This is a genomic window from Serratia plymuthica NBRC 102599 (assembly GCF_001590925.1).
Taxonomy (GTDB): Bacteria; Pseudomonadota; Gammaproteobacteria; order Enterobacterales; family Enterobacteriaceae; genus Serratia; species Serratia plymuthica.
Genome location: NZ_BCTU01000021.1, coordinates 23,809 through 38,057 on the forward strand (window position 1 = coordinate 23,809; position 14,249 = coordinate 38,057).

Consider the following 14,249-nt stretch of genomic DNA (forward strand, 5'->3'; position numbering starts at 1 on the left):
ACGCTCTCCGGCAGAGGATTATGGCCGTTTCTATATCTGGAAGTTAAAACGTCTGGATGGCTATTATATGTCATGTTAACCTAAGGGCTATCGCAAAAACGCCAGTGAAAAGCCAGTAAAAGTGAGCCCATTCCTATGACGTCAAAAAATATCGAAACCACGCTGATCGCCGCCGGGCGCAGCAAACGCTATACCCTGGGCTCCGTCAATCCCGTCACCCAGCGCGCTTCCTCACTGGTATTTGACTCCGTTGCGGCCAAGAAACACGCCACCGCCCAACGTGCCCACGGCGAACTGTTTTATGGCCGCCGCGGCACCCTGACCCACTTCGCGTTTCAGGATGCGATGGTCGAGCTGGAAGGCGGTGCGGGCTGCGTGCTTTATCCGTGCGGCGCGGCGGCGGTATCCAACGCCATTTTGTCTTTTGTCGGCGCCGGCGATCACGTGCTGATGACCGGTTCGGTCTATGAGCCGACACAGGATTTTTGCAGCCATATTCTTAGCCGCATGAACGTGACGACCACCTATTTCGACCCGCTGATCGGCGCCGATATCGCCGGGCTGATTCAGCCCAACACCCGCGTGGTGTTTCTTGAATCCCCCGGTTCCATCACCATGGAAATTCAGGATATCCCGGCGATGGTGCAGGCCATCCGCGCCGTAGCGCCGGAAATGGTGATCATGATCGACAACACCTGGGCGGCCGGCGTGCTGTTCAAGGCGCTGGATTTTGATATCGATATTTCGATTCAGGCCGGCACCAAATACATCATCGGCCATTCCGATTACATGCTCGGTACCGCCGTGGCCAACGAACGCTGTTGGGATCAACTGCGCGAATATTCTTACCTGATGGGCCAGATGGTGGACGCCGATACCGCCTATATGGCAAGCCGCGGCCTGCGTACGCTGGGCATACGCCTGAAGCAGCACGAGCAAAGCAGTATCGAAGTCGCCAACTGGCTGGCGGAACGGCCGGAGGTAGAGGTGGTCAATCACCCCGCGCTGCCCGGCTGCAAAGGCCATGAATTCTACCGCCGCGATTTCAGCGGCTGCAACGGCCTGTTCTCTTTCGTGCTGAAACAGCGGCTCAGCGACAAACAACTGGCCGACTATCTGGATAACTTCAGCCATTTCAGCATGGCCTATTCCTGGGGCGGCTATGAGTCGCTGATCCTGGCTAACCAGCCGGAAGAGCTGGAGGCGATCCGTCCGGCGGGCGGCGTTGATTTCTCCGGCACGCTGATACGCCTCCATATCGGCCTGGAGAACGTGCAGGATCTGATCGCCGACCTCGCAAAAGGGTTCGAGCGTATCGCCAACGCACGCTGATCCGCAGCCCGTTGCGCTGCCAATTTTATTCTGCTTCGTTTAATGTGTGCTTAAGCTATTAGCAGTACACTACGCGAGTAATGGTCAGATACGGTCAACATCGCCTCCTGGAGAAGGGGGCCCCGGGCGCAACCGGCATGCAACAGGACTTAAAATGGATGTATTACGAGAGATTGTTCATGCGCTTTGGCAGCAGGACTTCATTGCCCTTGCCGATCCAAGCGTAATTTGGGTGGTTTATGCCGTGCTTTTCACCACTTTGTTCCTTGAAAATGGATTACTGCCAGCCTCCTTCCTGCCCGGCGACAGCCTGCTGCTGTTATCCGGTGCACTGATCGCCAAAGGCGTAATGGCTTTTGTCCCCACGCTGATTATTCTGACCCTCGCCGCCAGCCTCGGCTGCTGGCTCAGCTACTTGCAGGGCCGCTGGTTGGGGCATACCAGTCTGGTGAAGGGCTGGCTGCTGCAACTGCCCGCCCAGTATCACCAACGCGCGCACAACCTGTTTAACCGTCACGGCCTGATGGCCCTGATGATCGGCCGCTTCCTCGGCTTCGTTCGCACCCTGCTGCCGACCATAGCCGGCATCTCTGGGCTGAACAGCACGCGTTTTCATCTGTTTAACTGGTTAAGCGCGGCAGTTTGGGTCGGCACTCTGGTCAGCCTCGGCTACGCTTTCAGCCAGATCCCACTGGTGAAACGCTACGAAAGCCAGGTGATGACCGGGCTGATGCTCTTGCCGCTGCTGCTGCTGTTGGTGGGCTTACTGGGCGCCATGCTGGTTATCTGGCGCAAAAAACGCGCTTCCGCCTAGCCGACAGGCTTCGCTTCGATCAATTCCATATTGGCGGGCAACTTGCTCGCCAACCGATCCACCGCCAGCCGCACCTTCAACGGCAGATGCGGCGTCTGCGGCCACACCGCATGAGCGTCGAAAAACAGCCCCGGCCTATCCCGCATAACCCGCACCAGTTCACCTTTAATCAGTTGCCCGCGCACCAGCCAACACGGCAGCCAGGCAATGCCGAACCCGGCAACCGCCGCATCCGCTATCGCCTGCAGATCATCCATCTGCAGATGGGTGCCTGGCATCATCTCCCGCGTCACGCCGTCCGCTTCGGGGATCAACCAGTTACGCACCACGCCGGCACGCACATAAGCCACCGCGTCGTGCTGCGCCAGTTGTTCAATGTTCTGCGGTTCACCGCGGCGCTGCAAGTAAGCCGGCGCGGCGCAAAGCGCCATGCGATGGTTACCGAGTCGCCGCGCCACCAGCCCGCTGCTGTTGCCCAACTCGCCGTTGCGGATTGCCAGATCAAAACCGTCCTCAATCAAATCCACCACGCGATCGTTAAACGACAGCTCCAGCTCCAACCCGGGATGCTCGCGCGCCAGTTCAGTCAGCAGCGGCGCGATACAGATGCGGCCAAACAGCACCGGCATCGTTACCCTTAGCCTGCCGCTGACTTCTCGTTTGCCCGACTCCAGCAGCGTTTCCGCCGTGCGGATCTCCTCCAGCGCCCGCAGGCAGCGTTCGTAGAACAGCGCCCCGTCGTCGGTCAGGCTCAGGCTGCGGGTCGTGCGGTGGAACAGGCGCACGCCAAGCCGCTGTTCCAGTCTGGCGATGGTCTTCCCCACCGCCGAGCGCGAAAGATGCAGCCGGCTGGCGGCCAACGCAAAGCTCCCCGCTCCCACTGCGGTGACAAATACCGAAATGCCGTTCAACCGATCGGTCATGGTTTGTATCTCTGAAGGAAACAATCAAAGGAAATCTTATCGCCACTGGCGAATATCAATCAACGATAATATTGACAGGTCTACTTATTACCGACTTTGGAGTGAATCATGACTGACACAATGCAACGCTGGACAATGGCCGCCCTGGGGCGTGAACACCTGCAACTGACCGAAAGCGCCATCCCGCAGCCGGGGCCGCACGAGATCAGGGTGAAGGTGAAAGCGGTGGCGCTCAACTACCGCGACAAGATGGTGATTGAAACCGGGATGGGGATGACGCTGCCGCAACCCTTTACGCCCGCCTCCGACATGGCCGGCGAAGTGGATGCCATCGGCACCGGCGTCAGCCGCTTCCAACCCGGCGATCGGGTGATCTCCACCTTCAGCCCAGGCTGGATTGACGGTCGACAGAAGCCGCACGGCGACGCGCGTACACCGCCCTACCGCGCCCTTGGCGGGTTTTATCAGGGCATGCTGGCGGAATACGTGGTGCTGCACGAAGATTGGCTGGCAGCCGCGCCCGCCTCGCTGGACGACGTACAGGCCAGCACCCTGCCGTGCGCCGGGTTGACCGCCTGGTTCGCGCTGGTGGAACAAGGCCGCCTGCACGCCGGCGAATCGGTGTTGGTACAAGGCACCGGCGGCGTGGCGCTGTTCGCGCTACAGATAGCCAAGGCGCACGGCGCTGAGGTGTACATCACCTCCGCCAGCGATGAAAAACTGGCGCGCGCCAAAGCGCTGGGTGCCGATCACGGCATTAACCGCCTGAACGGCGACTGGGTGGACGCCGTGTATGAACTGACGCAAGACCAGGGTATCGACCATATAGTTGACACCGTTGGCGGCCCCAACCTCGGCAATTCGGTCCGCGCCGTGGCGGTTCACGGGCGCATCTCGGTGATCGGCGCCCTCGAAGGCTTCGAAGTCTCCGCCCCTGCCGGCCCGCTGCTGATGAAATCGCCGGTGATTCAAGGGATTGGCGTCGGCCATCGCCGCGCGCTGGAAGATCTGGTGCGCGCCGTAGATACCCTAGGGCTGCAACCGGTGATCGACCGGGTTTACCGCTTCGATCAACTGCCGCAGGCGCTCGATCATCTCGATCGTGGGGCCTTCGGCAAAATCGTGCTGACGCCGTAAAGCGCTGCCCGGCGGCAGGCAGCCGACGTTAACCAAGTGGGCTGTCGCGCAGCCGGGCAATTTCATCGCTCGGCGTCACGCCAAAGAAGCGTTTGAATTCGCGGCTGAACTGCGAGGCGCTCTCGTAGCCGACGCGGATCGCCGCGGTGCTGGCCTTCAGGCCATCGTGCACCATCAATAAACGCGCCTTGTGCAGCCGATAAGATTTCACATATTGCAGCGGCGAAGTGTTGGTCACCGCCTTGAAGTTATGGTGAAACGCCGAGATGCTCATATTCACTTCCCCCGCCAGTTGCTCCACGTTGAGGCCTTCCGCATACTGGTTCTCGATACGCCGCAGCGCCTTGGCGATCTGGCTAAAATGCGTATGGCGGTTGACCAGCTCCTGCAACGATGCCCCACAGGAGCCGCGCAGCACGTGATAGAGGATTTCACGCACGATCTGCGGCCCCAGCACCCGGGCGTCCAGCGGTTTGGCCATCACGTCCAGCAGGCGCTCGGTGGCGCACAGCATCTCTTCCGACAGCGCGGCCAGATTCACCCCGCTGCTTTCCCGGCGCGGTTGCATCAGATAGTCGTCATCGCCGATGTCGATCAACAGATCCTGCAGCATCTGGGTATCGATATTGACCGCCAACCCTACCAACGGCTGCTCCGGGCTGGCGAAGGTTTCGCACTCGAACGGCAGCGGCACCGACATCAGCAGATAGTTGCGCGGATCGTACTGGAACACCTTGTTGCCGCAATAACCGACCTTGTGTCCCTGAAAAACGATCACCACCCCTGGTTCATACATCACCGGTTGACGCGGGCAGTAGCGATCGACGTACAGGATCTTGACCCGCGGCACCGGCGACGGCGTATAGCCGTTGCCCTCGGCAAATCGCGCGGCCTGGCGCGCCATGCGGCAGCGCAGCTCATCGATTTCCGTCACTGAAACACCCTCTTACACTCAGAACAATCCGGCATAAATAATAGTTTAAAACTCTATTTTTCTACAACGCTTTGTAGGAATAGGCAAGACTTGCACAGGAATGTGCATTGTGCTGCGAGGCTAAGTTACTGACAATACGCCTCAGATATTTTTGCGCCGCCGGCGCTTTCCCCATGCAGAAGAGAAATGACCCCATGCAAAACTTTATTCTCCATACCCCAACCAAAATCCTGTTCGGCCAGGACCAAATTGCCGGCCTGGCACAGCAGATCCCTGCGGACGCACGTATCCTGATCACTTACGGTGGCGGCAGCGTGAAGAAAAACGGCGTGCTGGATCAGGTTTATGCCGCGCTGGCCGGCCGTAACGTGCAGGAGTTCTCCGGCATCGAGCCTAACCCAACCTACGAAACGCTGATGAAAGCGGTCGAAGTGGTACGCGCGGAAAACATCGATTTCCTGCTGGCGGTCGGTGGCGGTTCCGTGGTTGACGGCACCAAGTTCATTGCCGCAGCGGCGCATTACCAGGCGGACAGCGATCCGTGGCACATCCTGAAAACCGTCGGCAGCCAGATCACCGGTGCGGTGCCAATGGGCTGCGTGCTGACGCTGCCGGCTACCGGTTCTGAATCCAACAGCGGTGCGGTGATCACCCGTAAAAGCAGCGGCGACAAGCAACACTTCTTCTCGCCGCACGTGCAGCCGCTGTTCGCGGTGTTGGATCCGGTAGTGACCTACTCGCTGCCGCCGCGCCAGATCGCCAACGGCGTGGTAGATGCCTTTGTGCACACTATTGAGCAATACCTGACCTACCCAGTCAACGCCAAGGTGCAGGACCGTTTTGCCGAAGGCCTGCTGCTGACGCTGCTGGAAGACGGCCCGCGCGCGCTCGCCGAGCCGGAAAACTACGGCGTGCGCGCTAACGTGATGTGGAGCGCCACCATGGCGTTGAACGGCCTGATCGGCGCCGGCGTGCCGCAGGACTGGGCGACCCACATGCTGGGCCATGAGCTGACCGCAATGCACGATCTGGACCACGCACAGACGCTGGCGATCGTTCTGCCGGCCCTGTTGATCGAGAAAAAAGCGCAGAAGCGCGAAAAACTGCTGCAATACGCTGAACGCGTTTGGGGCCTGCGCGACGGCAGCGAAGACAGCCGTATCGACGGCGCCATTGCCGCCACCCGCGCTTTCTTCGAGCAAATGGGCGTGCCGACCCGCATGGCGGATTACCAGCTCGACGGCAGCTCGATCCCGGCGCTGCTCGACAAGCTGCACCAGCACGGCATGACCGCACTGGGCGAACACCAGGACATCACCCTGGAAGTCAGCCAACGCATTTATGAAGCGGCGCGTTAATCGCAAACCGGCGATTACCTGCTAGGCTTTAGTTTCTGTTTACCGTTTCTGCACCCTGCGCCCGACCGATCACCGGGCGCAGTTCAGCGCTTTCTCTGCGCTGTCGATCGCATCGCATGACCTCGTCTCGTTAATCTAATGGGAGAAAAACATGACCTGTACCAGACCGTGCCGCAACCGCTGAAATTTGGTTAGCAAACTCAGCACCACCCCGGTTTGCCAACTAGAATTTATTTATAGCCGTTTTCCGGCGCATGCTGTGCCGGGCAATCAGTTCACAAGGAGACGCGCATGACAACGCAACAACCCATCATCAAACTCCACGATGGTAATCTGATGCCGCAGTTGGGTCTCGGCGTTTGGCAGGCGAGTATTTCAGAGACCACCAATGCAGTGACCAAAGCGCTGGAAATTGGTTATCGCTCGATTGATACCGCTGCGATCTACAAGAACGAGGAAGGGGTCGGCGCCGCACTGCAATCGGCCTCGGTGCCGCGCGAGCAGCTGTTCATTACCACCAAACTGTGGAACGACGATCAGGGCGATCCGCAGGCCGCGCTGGAAACCAGCCTGGAAAAGCTCAAGCTGGACTATGTCGATCTGTATCTGATCCACTGGCCAAAACCGCAGCAGGATCAGTACGTCGACGCCTGGCGCGGGCTGATCAAGCTGCGCGAGCAGGGGCTGATCAAGAGCATCGGCGTGTGCAACTTCCACATTCCGCACCTGCAGCGTCTGCTGGATGAAACCAGCATCGCACCGGTAATCAATCAGATCGAGCTGCACCCGCTGCTGCAACAGCGTCAGTTGCGCGCCTGGAATGCCACCCATCATATCGCCACCGAGTCCTGGAGCCCGCTGGCACAGGGTGGCGAAGGAGTATTTGACCAGCAGGTGATCAAGCACCTGGCGGACAAATACGAGAAGACACCGGCGCAGATCGTGGTGCGCTGGCACCTGGACAGCGGCCTGATTGTGATCCCGAAATCGGTCACGCCGTCGCGCATCCGTGAAAACTTCGAGGTGTTTGATTTTAAACTGGATAAAGACGAACTGAGCGAGATAGCCAAACTGGATATCGGCAATCGCCTGGGGCCGGATCCCGAGTCGCTGTAATGTTCCCGGCCCTCTCCCCAACGAGAGGGCCATTTTATTTCCCCGCTATAACTGCTCGCCGTTGGTGGCGATCACCCGCTGATACCAGCCAAAGCTCTGCTTCTTCTTGCGCGCCAGACTGTCGTTATGATCGACATAGACGAAACCGTATTGCTTCTGATAGCCGTTGAGCCAGGAAAGCAGATCGATAAACGACCAGGGGTAATAGCCGCGCACGTCGGCACCCTGTTCGATCGCCGCGCCGATCGCCTGAATATGATCGCGCAGATAATCAATGCGCGGTTGATCGCGCACCTCGCCGTCGACAATCGGATCTTTGGCCCCCAGCCCGTTCTCGGTGATGTAGAGGGGAATATTGCCGTAGCGTTTGACGATGCGGCCAATCGCGTCGGTCAGCCCTTGCGGGTAAACCTCCCAATCCCAATCGGTGTAAACGCCGTTCGGGTTGCGCACCAGTTTGAACAGCCCCTTAAAGCCCAGTTCGCGCCCGCTGCCCTTCTGGCCGCTGGTATTGATGGCGTAGCCGTCCACGTCGTCGTTATGCGCCACCATCTCACGCTTGTAGTAATTCAGGCCGATAAAATCGACGATGTTCTGCTTCAACAGCTCCTCATCACCCGGCACGAAATACGGCACGCCAAACGCCTGCTGCGCCATCGCCAGCAGCTCCGCCGGGTATTCTCCCTTCAGCACCGGATCGTACAGCCAGTGGGTGAAGATCCCTTCGGCGATCTCGCAGGCGCGCCGATCCTGCGGCGAGTCGCTGATCGGATCGTTAGGCTGCAATACGTTGACGAAGCCGATCTGCCCGTCGATCCCCATTTCGCGAAAGCTTTTCACCGCCCGCGCATTGGCCAGAAACACGTGGTGGCAGGCTTGAATGCCCTTTTTCGGATCGGTCAACCTGGGTGGATGCGCGCCGGTCATGTAGCCCATACCGATAAACACAATGGTTTCGTTGAAGGTTGACCACAGCTCGACGCGATCGCCAAAACGCTGATAGCACAGGCGAGCGTATTCATCGAAGGCGTCGACGATCTCACGCGATTCCCAGCCGCCGAACTGTTCCTGCAAAGCCTGCGGCAGATCCCAGTGATAAAGGGTGATCATGGGTTTGATATTGTGCTTCAGCAGTTCGTCGATCAGTTCGCTGTAGAAGCGGATCCCGGCTTCGTTCACCTCTCCCCGCCCCTGCGGCAACAGCCGCGGCCAAGAGATCGAAAATCGATAGGTCTGCATGCCCAGCTCGGCCATCAGCGCCACGTCTTCCCGGAAGCGGTGATAATGATCGACCGCCACGTCGCCGTTGGTGCCCTGATAGGTAGTACCGGGCAGATGGGAAAACAGATCCCAGTTGGACAGGCCCTTGCCGTCGGCATCATGGCCGCCCTCAACCTGATAAGACGCGGTCGCCGCGCCCCAGAGGAAATCCTTTGGAAATACGCTCATGCGGTTTGCACTCCGTTCTGCTCCAGCAATCGATAAATTCTGACCAGCTCTTCCACCAGATCGCGCGCCAGCATGGCGTTCATGATGTGGTCCTGCGCGTGTACCATGATCAGGTTGACCGGCAGCTTGCCTTCCCCCTCGTCAAAGCCGATCAGCTCAGTCTGGGTCGCGTGGGCGCGCTTCGCCGCCAGCTGCGATTCCGCCAGCAGAATATCCACCTGATCCCACTGGTATTTACGTGCCGCATACAGCGCCTGCATGGCGCAGCTGCGCGCCTCGCCGGCATTGATGATCAGCGCCATTACCGCCGTTTCCATGTCGATCATTCGGTCACTCCTTGCGTTTGTTCAATCGGATCCGCGTCACTCACTTCCTGATCCAGCAGTTGCTGTTCATAGACTTTAAAAAACGGGTAGTAGATCAACGCCGATACCGCCGCCAGCACCATCACCAGCAGCGCGGCGCGGAAATCCCAGCCGGTGGCCCAGGCTGCGCCAATCGGCGCCGGTGCGGTCCAGGGCACCACCGAGATCACCCGGCCGATCAGATCCAGCTTCACCGCCGCATAGGCGATGATCGAATTGACGATCGGCGCGGTGATAAACGGGATAAAGAAAGTGGGATTCATCACGATCGGCGTGCCGAAGATCACCGGTTCGTTGATGTTGAAACAGCTCGGCACCAGGCTCAGCTTGCCGATCGACCGCAGGTGTGCCGAACGGCTGCGCAGATAAAGCAGCACCAGCCCAAAGGTGGCACCGGAACCGCCAATCACGATAAAAAAGGTCCAGAAGGCTTCCATAAAAATGTGCGGCAGCGGTTGGCCGGCCGCGAGCATATCCTGGTTGATGCCCAGATTGGTCAGCCAGAACGCCTGCAGCATGCCGGAGACAATCACCGCGCCGTGAATCCCGGCGAACCACAGCAGATGGCCGATCAGTACCGCCAGCAGGATCGCCGGCAGCGAGTCGGCGGCGGAAATCAGCGGCTGGAACAGCGCCATGATCGCCTGCGGCAACAGCAGGCCAAACTGGTGTTGCACCAGTAGGCTGAGCGGATACAGCGTGATCACCACCGCCAGGATCGGGATCAGCAGATCGAACGACTGCTTGATTTTGGCCGGCACCTGCTCCGGCAGCGAGATACCGATATTGCGCACTTTAAGGAAACGGATCAGCTCGGTGGTGTAGACCGCCACCAGAATGGCGGTGAAGATCCCCACGCCGCCTAACGCGGCAGTCGGCAGCACCTTCTCGGTTTGCGGCGCGGCGACCAGTAAAAAAGACATCAGCGCCAGCATCGCCGCCATAAAGGGATCGAGCTTATAACTCTGCGCCAGATTGTAGGCGATGGCGGCGGTAATATAGATAGACATAATGCCCATCGTCATATTAAACGGGGTAAGAATGGCGACCTGATGTTTTTCCGCAGCATTCAGCCACCATTGGGCTATTCCCCAACTGCTGTCGGCGGCAAAAGGCGGATAGGCGAAGACCAGTAAAAATGAGCCGACGATCATGAACGGCATGGCGGAAATAAAACCGTCGCGGATCGCCATAATATGGCGCTGGGTCGATAATTTACCGGCAATCGGGCTGATGCGGTTTTCGATGAAATTGAATGCGGCCTGGCTGATACTCATGGTTCAACCCTCGGGACGTTTGGTGAGTAATGGGGTAAAAAGCGGCTCAATCCTGGCCGGAGAGCCTGGTACAACAGGGGTGGCGCGGCCCTGGTTCTCTCGGTGTCATGCGATCATCGCTAATGCTTCGGCCAAAATCTTATCGCCGCGCATCATGCCGTAATCCATGCTGTTAATAACCGCAATCGGTTTATTTTCCCGATCGGCGATCTTTTTAAAATCGGCCAGCTTATATTTGATTTGTGGCCCCAGCAGGCAGCATTGGTAATTAGCCAGCGTAGATTCGAATTCCTCTATACCTACGGCAATAATATCCACCTCAATTCCCTGCTGTTCGGCAGACTTTTTCATTTTACTCACCACCATGCTGGTCGACATGCCGGCAGCACAGCAAAGAAATATCTTTTTCATCCGATCTCCTGAAGCTAATTGCGTACAAATGATTCAGTTGAGAAATGAGTATGGTGGTAAACCTGAAAAAACAGCAACCGGTTTCAGTAACCGGTTTCATCATTTGATCGGGTTATGTGAGGAAGATCCAGAATTGTCGTCGGCGATGAATTCATCATCATAGAGCACAGGAAAACAGCCATTTTTTTGCTAAAGATCTTTTACCCGGCTGACGCTATCATGACGCACCTGAGGTTACCCCCCACTCAACTAAAGCACGGAGCACCATGAAATTTTCTCTACGGCAATGGTCACGCCTGGGCATCGTCTGCGCGATGCTGGTATTGGCAGGCTGCGCCGGCAAAAAGCACCGCGTCAGTTACAATCCTCACGCCTACGACGACGCGATCGAAGATGCCGCCGATAAATACGGCGTCGACCAAAAACTGATCGCCGCGATGATTAAGGTAGAATCCGGCTTTAACCCAGAGGCGGTGAGTAAGTCCAACGCCATCGGTTTAATGCAGTTAAAAGCCGACACCGCCGGCTGCGATGCCTATCGCTACAAAGGGAAACGTGGCTGCCCGGACGAAGACGATCTACTGGATCCCGATACCAACATCGATCTCGGCGCCGCCTATCTGGCCGTGTTGCAAAAACAGCAGCTTAGAGGGATTTACGATCCAGTGACTCTGCGTTACGCCACCATTATCGCCTACGTAAACGGCACAGGCGCGCTGTTACGGACCTTTTCCAGCAACCGCGAGCAAGCCATCTCGATGATTAACACTCTGTCGCCGGAAGCCTTTAACTGGCATGTGCGCAAATATCATCCCGCTCCGCAGGCGCCGCGCCATTTGATGAAGGTGGAAGCGGCCTACGAACAATTGTGATTTTCAAAAGCAAAAAAGGAGAACCCGAGGGTTCTCCTTTCGTTTAAGCACCTGACTCGGGCCGTTACGGCTTACCGTTGCGGATAGGCTTGCGCGGCGGCTTGTTCGACGGCGTGCGCTGCCGGGTAATGTCGGTATGCTTGGTCAGCGCCGGGCGAGTATGACGCTGCAGGCGTTTCGCTTCGCGCTGCTCGTCGATGCTTGGCGCCGGTACCAGACACTCACGGCGGCTGCCGATCAGGTGCTTCATGCCCATTTCTTCCAGCGCGGTGCGGATCATCGCCCAGTTAGCCGGGTCATGATAGCGCAACAGCGCCTTGTGCAGACGGCGCTGACGATCGCCGCGCGGCACTACCACGTCTTCCGACTTATACCCCACCTTGCTCAACGGGTTCTTGCCGGTGTAATACATGGTGGTGGAGTTGGCCATCGGTGAAGGATAGAAGTTCTGCACCTGATCGAGGCGGAAACGGTTTTTCTTCAACCACAGCGCCAGATTCACCATGTCCTCATCGCGAGTACCCGGATGCGAAGAGATAAAATACGGGATCAGGTACTGCTCTTTGCCCGCCAACTTCGAATAATGGTCGAACAGCTGTTTGAACCGATCGTAGCTGCCCATGCCCGGTTTCATCATTTTCGACAGCGGCCCTTCCTCGGTGTGTTCCGGGGCGATCTTCAGATAGCCGCCGACGTGGTGGGTTGCCAGTTCTTTGATGTAGCGTGGATCTTCCACCGCCAGGTCATAACGTACACCGGAAGCGATCAGGATCTTCTTGACGCCCTCCAGCGAACGCGCGCGGCGATACAGGTTGATGGTCGGCTCGTGGTTGGTGTCCATGTAGGTGCAGATTTCCGGATAAACGCACGAGGCGCGGCGGCAGGTCTGCTCGGCGCGCGGGTTGGTGCAGCGCAGCATGTACATGTTGGCGGTCGGGCCGCCCAGATCGGAGATCACGCCGGTAAAGCCCGGCACCTTGTCGCGGATCTCTTCGATTTCACGAATAATCGAATCTTCCGAACGGCTCTGGATGATGCGCCCTTCATGCTCGGTGATCGAACAGAACGAACAACCGCCGTAGCAACCGCGCATGATATTGACCGAGAAGCGGATCATGTCGTAGGCCGGAATGGTTTCCTTGCCGTAGGACGGATGCGGAATACGCTGGTATGGCAGGGCAAACACGCTGTCCATTTCCGGCGTGGTCAGCGGGATTGCCGGCGGGTTGATCCACACATAACGGTCGCCATGCGATTGCATCAGCGCGCGGGCACAGCCTGGGTTGGTTTCATGGTGCAGAATTCGCGAGGTGTGCGCATACAGCACTTTGTCGGCCTTCACTTTTTCGAAGGACGGCAGCAGCACGTAGGTTTTTTCCCACGGCTTTGGCTTGGCGGCGCGCACGGTGACCGGCTTGGCTTCCGGCTCTGGCGTACCGCCGTCGGCGCACGGCAGATCCTCGCCGTAAGGGTTAGGGATTGGCTCAATGCGGCCCGGCTTGTCCAGACGGGTGGAATCCACGCCGGTCCAGCCCGGCAGCGCGCCTTTGCGCATCACCGCCGTGTTGCGGATATCGTGGATCTCGCTGATTTTTTCACCGGCGGCCAGGCGGTGCGCCACTTCCACCAGCGGGCGCTCGCCGTTGCCGTAGATCAGCATATCGGCTTTGGAATCCACCAGCACCGAACGGCGCACGGTATCCGACCAGTAATCGTAATGCGCGATGCGGCGCAGGCTGGCTTCAATGCCACCCAGTACGATCGGCACGTCTTTATAAGCTTCTTTGCAGCGTTGGCTGTACACCAGCGTCGCACGATCCGGGCGTTTGCCGCCCACGTTGCCGGCGGTATAGGCATCGTCGTGGCGCAGTTTGCGATCGGCGGTGTAGCGGTTGATCATCGAGTCCATGTTGCCGGCGGTGATGCCGAAGAACAGGTTCGGTTTGCCCAGGCGCATAAAGTCGTCTTTATTGCTCCAGTCCGGCTGCGCAATAATGCCCACGCGGAAGCCCTGCGCCTCCAGCATGCGGCCGATGATCGCCATGCCAAAACTCGGGTGATCGACATAGGCGTCACCACTGATAATGATCACATCGCAGCTGTCCCAGCCCAGTTGATCCATCTCTTCGCGCGACATCGGTAAAAACGGCGCGGTGCCATAACATTCGGCCCAATAAGGCTTATAGGAAAACAATTCACGGTCGGGTTGGATCAGGCTGGTCGTGCTCATTCTGGTGCTCTTTCACAGGTTAATTAATCGC

Annotated in this window: 13 protein-coding genes; 6 read left to right on the top strand and 7 right to left on the bottom strand. The window is 58.3% G+C overall.

Annotated features, from left to right (window positions below):
* Positions 1-135: 135 nt before the first annotated feature.
* Both metC and SPL01S_RS14610 read left to right on the top strand, forming a co-directional pair.
* Positions 136-1,332: a cystathionine beta-lyase gene (metC, locus tag SPL01S_RS14605; RefSeq protein ID WP_004948223.1), complete on the top strand. Its 1,197-nt coding sequence runs from the start codon at positions 136-138 to the stop codon at positions 1,330-1,332.
* A 154-nt stretch (positions 1,333-1,486) separates the two neighbouring features.
* Positions 1,487-2,146 carry a DedA family protein gene (locus tag SPL01S_RS14610; protein WP_004948226.1) on the top strand — a complete coding sequence of 220 codons (660 nt, stop codon included), beginning with the start codon at positions 1,487-1,489 and terminating at the stop codon, positions 2,144-2,146.
* Here SPL01S_RS14610 and SPL01S_RS14615 read toward each other — a convergent pair.
* A complete protein-coding gene (locus tag SPL01S_RS14615) occupies positions 2,143-3,069 on the bottom strand; it encodes a LysR family transcriptional regulator (protein ID WP_062868744.1) in 927 nt (308 codons plus the stop codon). The two genes, SPL01S_RS14610 and SPL01S_RS14615, sit on opposite strands and share 4 nt — an antisense overlap.
* 108 nt (positions 3,070-3,177) lie before the next feature.
* Here SPL01S_RS14615 and SPL01S_RS14620 point away from each other — a divergent pair, with 108 nt between their 5' ends.
* The gene (locus tag SPL01S_RS14620) at positions 3,178-4,206 is read left to right on the top strand and encodes a zinc-dependent alcohol dehydrogenase family protein (protein WP_063200832.1); all 1,029 of its coding nucleotides are present in this window, start codon (positions 3,178-3,180) and stop codon (positions 4,204-4,206) included.
* Between the two features lie 28 nt (positions 4,207-4,234).
* Here the strand turns inward: SPL01S_RS14620 and SPL01S_RS14625 are convergent, their stop codons facing one another.
* Positions 4,235-5,140, bottom strand: coding sequence for an AraC family transcriptional regulator (locus SPL01S_RS14625; protein WP_063200834.1), 906 nt, complete (start codon positions 5,138-5,140; stop codon positions 4,235-4,237).
* 194 nt (positions 5,141-5,334) lie between these two features.
* On the opposite strand from SPL01S_RS14625, the gene yqhD reads away from it, so the two are divergent.
* Positions 5,335-6,498, top strand: a complete 1,164-nt coding sequence (gene yqhD, locus SPL01S_RS14630) for an alcohol dehydrogenase (protein ID WP_062868747.1) — start codon at positions 5,335-5,337, stop codon at positions 6,496-6,498.
* 291 nt (positions 6,499-6,789) lie between these two features.
* Positions 6,790-7,614, top strand: a complete 825-nt coding sequence (gene dkgA / locus SPL01S_RS14635) for a 2,5-didehydrogluconate reductase DkgA (RefSeq protein ID WP_013814602.1) — start codon at positions 6,790-6,792, stop codon at positions 7,612-7,614.
* Between the two features lie 45 nt (positions 7,615-7,659).
* Here the strand turns inward: dkgA and SPL01S_RS14640 are convergent, their stop codons facing one another.
* From SPL01S_RS14640 to SPL01S_RS14655, 4 genes are all read right to left on the bottom strand, one after another.
* A complete protein-coding gene (locus SPL01S_RS14640; protein ID WP_063200836.1) occupies positions 7,660-9,063 on the bottom strand; it encodes a GH1 family beta-glucosidase in 1,404 nt (467 codons plus the stop codon).
* Entirely contained in the window at positions 9,060-9,389 is a 330-nt protein-coding gene (locus SPL01S_RS14645) for a PTS lactose/cellobiose transporter subunit IIA (protein WP_063200839.1), read from the bottom strand. The genes SPL01S_RS14640 and SPL01S_RS14645 overlap by 4 nt, the downstream gene beginning before the upstream one ends.
* Positions 9,386-10,705 (bottom strand): PTS sugar transporter subunit IIC, encoded by a 1,320-nt coding sequence (locus SPL01S_RS14650; RefSeq protein ID WP_062868753.1) that lies wholly within the window; start codon positions 10,703-10,705, stop codon positions 9,386-9,388. The genes SPL01S_RS14645 and SPL01S_RS14650 overlap by 4 nt, the downstream gene beginning before the upstream one ends.
* Positions 10,706-10,810: 105 nt before the next feature.
* Positions 10,811-11,116, bottom strand: coding sequence for a PTS sugar transporter subunit IIB (locus SPL01S_RS14655; protein ID WP_004948253.1), 306 nt, complete (start codon positions 11,114-11,116; stop codon positions 10,811-10,813).
* Positions 11,117-11,382: 266 nt separating this feature from the next.
* Here SPL01S_RS14655 and SPL01S_RS14660 point away from each other — a divergent pair, with 266 nt between their 5' ends.
* Positions 11,383-11,988, top strand: a complete 606-nt coding sequence (locus SPL01S_RS14660) for a transglycosylase SLT domain-containing protein (protein ID WP_004948255.1) — start codon at positions 11,383-11,385, stop codon at positions 11,986-11,988.
* Positions 11,989-12,052: 64 nt separating this feature from the next.
* On the opposite strand, the gene SPL01S_RS14665 is transcribed toward SPL01S_RS14660, so the two are convergent.
* Positions 12,053-14,218, bottom strand: a complete 2,166-nt coding sequence (locus SPL01S_RS14665; protein WP_006320612.1) for a YgiQ family radical SAM protein — start codon at positions 14,216-14,218, stop codon at positions 12,053-12,055.
* Between the last annotated feature and the right edge of the window lie 31 nt (positions 14,219-14,249).

What these genes read in the sequence shown, in the direction of transcription:
- metC (WP_004948223.1), top strand. Translation starts at nt 136, where the DNA reads ATGACGTCAAAAAATATCGAAACCACGCTGATCGCCGCCGGGCGCAGC.
- SPL01S_RS14610 (WP_004948226.1), top strand. Translation starts at nt 1,487, where the DNA reads ATGGATGTATTACGAGAGATTGTTCATGCGCTTTGGCAGCAGGACTTC.
- SPL01S_RS14615 (WP_062868744.1), bottom strand. Translation starts at nt 3,069, where the DNA reads ATGACCGATCGGTTGAACGGCATTTCGGTATTTGTCACCGCAGTGGGA.
- SPL01S_RS14620 (WP_063200832.1), top strand. Translation starts at nt 3,178, where the DNA reads ATGACTGACACAATGCAACGCTGGACAATGGCCGCCCTGGGGCGTGAA.
- yqhD (WP_062868747.1), top strand. Translation starts at nt 5,335, where the DNA reads ATGCAAAACTTTATTCTCCATACCCCAACCAAAATCCTGTTCGGCCAG.
- dkgA (WP_013814602.1), top strand. Translation starts at nt 6,790, where the DNA reads ATGACAACGCAACAACCCATCATCAAACTCCACGATGGTAATCTGATG.
- SPL01S_RS14640 (WP_063200836.1), bottom strand. Translation starts at nt 9,063, where the DNA reads ATGAGCGTATTTCCAAAGGATTTCCTCTGGGGCGCGGCGACCGCGTCT.
- SPL01S_RS14645 (WP_063200839.1), bottom strand. Translation starts at nt 9,389, where the DNA reads ATGATCGACATGGAAACGGCGGTAATGGCGCTGATCATCAATGCCGGC.
- SPL01S_RS14650 (WP_062868753.1), bottom strand. Translation starts at nt 10,705, where the DNA reads ATGAGTATCAGCCAGGCCGCATTCAATTTCATCGAAAACCGCATCAGC.
- SPL01S_RS14655 (WP_004948253.1), bottom strand. Translation starts at nt 11,116, where the DNA reads ATGAAAAAGATATTTCTTTGCTGTGCTGCCGGCATGTCGACCAGCATG.
- SPL01S_RS14660 (WP_004948255.1), top strand. Translation starts at nt 11,383, where the DNA reads ATGAAATTTTCTCTACGGCAATGGTCACGCCTGGGCATCGTCTGCGCG.
- SPL01S_RS14665 (WP_006320612.1), bottom strand. Translation starts at nt 14,218, where the DNA reads ATGAGCACGACCAGCCTGATCCAACCCGACCGTGAATTGTTTTCCTAT.